Below are 3,480 nucleotides of genomic sequence, written 5' to 3'. Positions count from 1 at the left end.
GTGTTGTCGGCGGTGTAAAACCGCTTAAAGATGGCGTCGCAAGGTTGAGCAAAGCGCTCAACAATAAGGGGGCCGTGTGGCCCCCTCGTGGTTGATGATGTGATGTGCAACGAATCCGCTAGAACGGAGGATCGTCCCGTACCCGGGTATCGCCGTGATTCGCGCGCTGTGCGTGTAAGGACTCGTGAAGCTGGCGTGCATAATGCTGACGGACGACGTCGAGTATGTCGTCGAGTAACTCGAACACCGCGAGTGCCTGCTCGGGTGTCCAGTCGTCAGGCACAACAAATGGCAAGCCTTGCCGGCGACCCGATGGCAGCAATGGCGTTCGACTCATTCGTCCGCTCCTTCCTGCGCGCCGCTCTTCTTTGCTCCTCGCCGTCGGGAACGCGCTTCGGCGAGCTCGCGCGCCTCCTTGAGACGGTAGGATTCGCCCTCGATCGCGATGACCTCGGCGCGATGCACCAGCCGGTCAACCAGCGACACGACACAGGCGGCATTCGGGAACACCTCGTTCCATTCCTTGAATGGTTTGTTAGTAGTCACGATCGTAGAACGGGACCCGTATCTCCTGCTGATCAGTTCGAACAGCAGGTCGGCATGCCGGTTTGAGTACGACAGATAGCCGACTTCGTCAATACAGAGCAGGTCCGGCGTTGCGTAGTAGTGCAGACGCCGGCGCAACGCCGAATCGCTATCGAGCGCGGCAAGTTCGCCGAGCATTTCCCCTGCGGCCTTGAACAGCACCGTATGACCCTGAATGAGCGCCTGATGGGCCACGTTCTGCGCAAGCGTCGATTTGCCCACTCCGTTTGGTCCAATGAACACGGCGTTGGTTGCCTCCCTGACGAACTCCAGCGACATCAGTTCACTGACGGCCACGCGATCGATGCGTTTGGGCCATTGCCAGTCGAAGTCGCCCAACGCCTTGAAGTCACCCAGCTTCGCGGCGCGGATGCGCCGCTGCAGGGATCGGTGGGTGCGCTCGTCTTCTTCCCACTGGATAAGCGGCGCGACCCATTCAGCGCTGGCCACCTCGGGCCAGTGCCCGGCCAGGCCGTTCAGGCGTAATGCCCGCGCGCGCGTGAGCAGGATGTCAGTGGTCTTCGTGTTCATGGTCATCATTGTCCGTTGTCAGTTGATCGTAGCTGTCGAGCCGATGCGGCTGCACCGGCGTGTCCTTGCGCCGCACGTGCTCGGGCAGACTCATCGCGACCGGAGGCGGCTCACCGCGCGCGGCACGCCGGCGCTCCAGCGCCAGACGGACGGCGTTTGTGTGCGGTACGTCTATCGCGAGCGCCTCCTCGACCGCGGCCTGCAGCTCGGCTGCGCCGTACCGGTCGAGCAGGCGCAGCAACCCGTTCGTGAGCCCACCGAGATTTGCGCCGCGCTCAGCCGCGCGCGTGAGCAGCAACTGGCTGGCCGGCACGGCCTTCGTCAGGCTGTTGACGCCGCGATGCTGGCTCGCCTGGCGTTTGCGTTCCTTGAGCTCACGGATGTGCTCGGGCAGTTCGATCTGCGCATCACGGTCATAGCTGCGGGGGTGACTGGCAACGAGCTGGGCGCCATCGAAGATGCGCACCTGCTGCAGGTCGGCGCGTACGCTTAGCGTGCGTCGCACATGCGTGTGCTGGATCGTGTAATCGTTCAGGTCGAAGCGCACGTACGGCTGCTTGCCGACCTTCACCTCGAGCTGCTCCTCGACGGGGTAAGGGTTCTCTGGCAGCGCAAGCAGTAACGGCTTCTCCATCGCGAAGGCCTCGCGTACCGTCATGGTCCGATCCTCCGGACACGGCCGGTCGGCCGCCTGGGTGCGGCACCAGTGCTCGGCCTGGGCATTCAGATCATCGAGATCCCTGAAGGCGCGCGCCGCGAAGAACGCTTCGCGTATATGGCGAATGGCCCGCTCGACTCGTCCTTTTTCGTTACCGCGGTATACCGCCACCGGACGCGGCTCGAACCGGTAATGCCCGGCAAATGCGAGCAGCCTCGGGTTGAAGCGAATCGCGTCACCCTGACGCTCAAGCACAGCACTTTTAAGGTTGTCGTACAGGATGACCTTCCCGAGCCCACCCCAATGGGTGAACGCGCCGACATGCCCGCGAAGGAAGTTCTCCGTCCGGGCATCGAGGAAGAAGTGCAGATAAATGTCGCGCGAGTACGAGAGCACCATCACGAAGGCCATCAGCGGGCGCCTCGCCCGACCGATCTCCATGTGGCCAAAGTGGGCCCAGTCACATTGCATCTGTTCTCCCGGCAACGTGCGCAGACGCAGGAATGCCTCGGCCGCCCGACGCGGACGGCGTTGCGCAATCAGGTGCCGGAAGTGGTCAGGCGCCCCCTTGTAGCCGCGCTCGCGTACCATCGAGTACAGGCGGCTGGCCGTCAGCGTCGGAAACGTCTCCAGTGTCTGCTGGATGAACTGAAGGTACGGCTCAATCATTGAAGGGCGCGGCGGCGGTCCGTGTCGTGGCAGCCCCGCATACGCGAGCACACGCTGCACTGTCTGACGATGCACACGCAACTGCTTCGCGATGGTGCCGCAGCGCCACTTTTCGACGTGGTAAAGGCGCAGGATCTGCGCCTCCAGTTCAGCTTTTATGGTCATCAGGAATGTCTCCGCGATCGAAGCAATAAATACGACGCGGACCTCGACGACGCACAAAGCCAGTTCGCACGAACGGTGGCAACGGGCCGCCACAATAGTGACAGTGCGGCGTTGCTGATGCCGTCGGCGCTGGCGCCGCCGTCGTACGATCATCGGCTTGAACTGCAACGGCGGCGCCTGTCGTCAGGTCCGCTTGCAGTACATCATTGGCAGGGGGAGCGGGTGAACCGTGATGCGTCACGATTTTGCGTCGAGCCCGGTGGCGTCGCGATCGGGCCGCGTGGGCAAAGCGCCCGCGACGGCTGCGCTGATACCGGCGGCCGGCTTCGCGCACACTGACCCGCCGGGCCTCTTTGGTGCAATCGCGGCAATAGCGGTTGCCGCGGTCACAGGGCCCGCAAATGAGGACCTGCGCCCGGCAACGGGCGCACACCAGCAGGCGGCCTGTGGACTGAATCCCACAGGAATTTCTTCCGGGCATCGGCGTTCCTTGATGAACGCCGAAGAACATCGACAGAGCACACCTGCCATGCAACAATTGACGCGCACAGGTGCGCCGGACCTGACATCCGGACTCAGTGTGGGCGCGGCATCGGTTTGACTCGCGAGGTCTTGATGGCCGATGCTGCGCCGGTTGTTTCTTCGGCGAACCGCCTTTCTATCACGGCCCAGACTGTTCGCGTGATGCGCCGCAGGGTGCGTCTCCAGTCGCCCTACGGGCTCCCTTCGACGCACCCTGCGTCAACTCCTTGCCATTTACTCCAGTATCCCCAGGACCACCTACCCCTCATCTCGTCGCGCGCATACGCGTTTGCAACGCCGCCGTCAACCTTGCGACGCCAGATTTGAGCGGATCCCCAGCACCATCGACA

The 3,480-nt window shown here is 63.1% G+C and carries 3 protein-coding genes; all 3 read right to left on the bottom strand.

Annotated features, from left to right (window positions below; translation table 11 throughout):
• Window positions 1-118: 118 nt before the first annotated feature.
• Genes HWY05_RS37565 through istA form a run of 3 tightly spaced genes read right to left on the bottom strand, consistent with a single transcriptional unit; the run spans window position 119 to window position 2,608 of the window.
• A complete protein-coding gene (locus tag HWY05_RS37565; RefSeq protein WP_176061471.1) occupies window positions 119-337 on the bottom strand; it encodes a hypothetical protein in 219 nt (72 codons plus the stop codon).
• Window positions 334-1,116, bottom strand: coding sequence for an IS21-like element helper ATPase IstB (gene istB / locus HWY05_RS37560; RefSeq protein WP_176061470.1), 783 nt, complete (start codon window positions 1,114-1,116; stop codon window positions 334-336). The genes HWY05_RS37565 and istB overlap by 4 nt, the downstream gene beginning before the upstream one ends.
• Window positions 1,097-2,608, bottom strand: coding sequence for an IS21 family transposase (gene istA / locus HWY05_RS37555; RefSeq protein ID WP_176061472.1), 1,512 nt, complete (start codon window positions 2,606-2,608; stop codon window positions 1,097-1,099). The genes istB and istA overlap by 20 nt, the downstream gene beginning before the upstream one ends.
• Between the last annotated feature and the right edge of the window lie 872 nt (window positions 2,609-3,480).

The sequence above is a fragment of the Paraburkholderia sp. BCC1876 genome (genome assembly GCF_902833695.1).
In the GTDB taxonomy this organism is placed as follows: domain Bacteria; phylum Pseudomonadota; class Gammaproteobacteria; order Burkholderiales; family Burkholderiaceae; genus Paraburkholderia.
This window is presented reverse-complemented; position numbering and strand designations above follow the sequence as displayed.

Excerpts from the sequence above, each read along its gene's own strand:
- HWY05_RS37565 (WP_176061471.1), bottom strand. The coding sequence starts at position 337 with ATGAGTCGAACGCCATTGCTGCCATCGGGTCGCCGGCAAGGCTTGCCA.
- istA (WP_176061472.1), bottom strand. The coding sequence starts at position 2,608 with ATGACCATAAAAGCTGAACTGGAGGCGCAGATCCTGCGCCTTTACCAC.
- istB (WP_176061470.1), bottom strand. The coding sequence starts at position 1,116 with ATGAACACGAAGACCACTGACATCCTGCTCACGCGCGCGCGGGCATTA.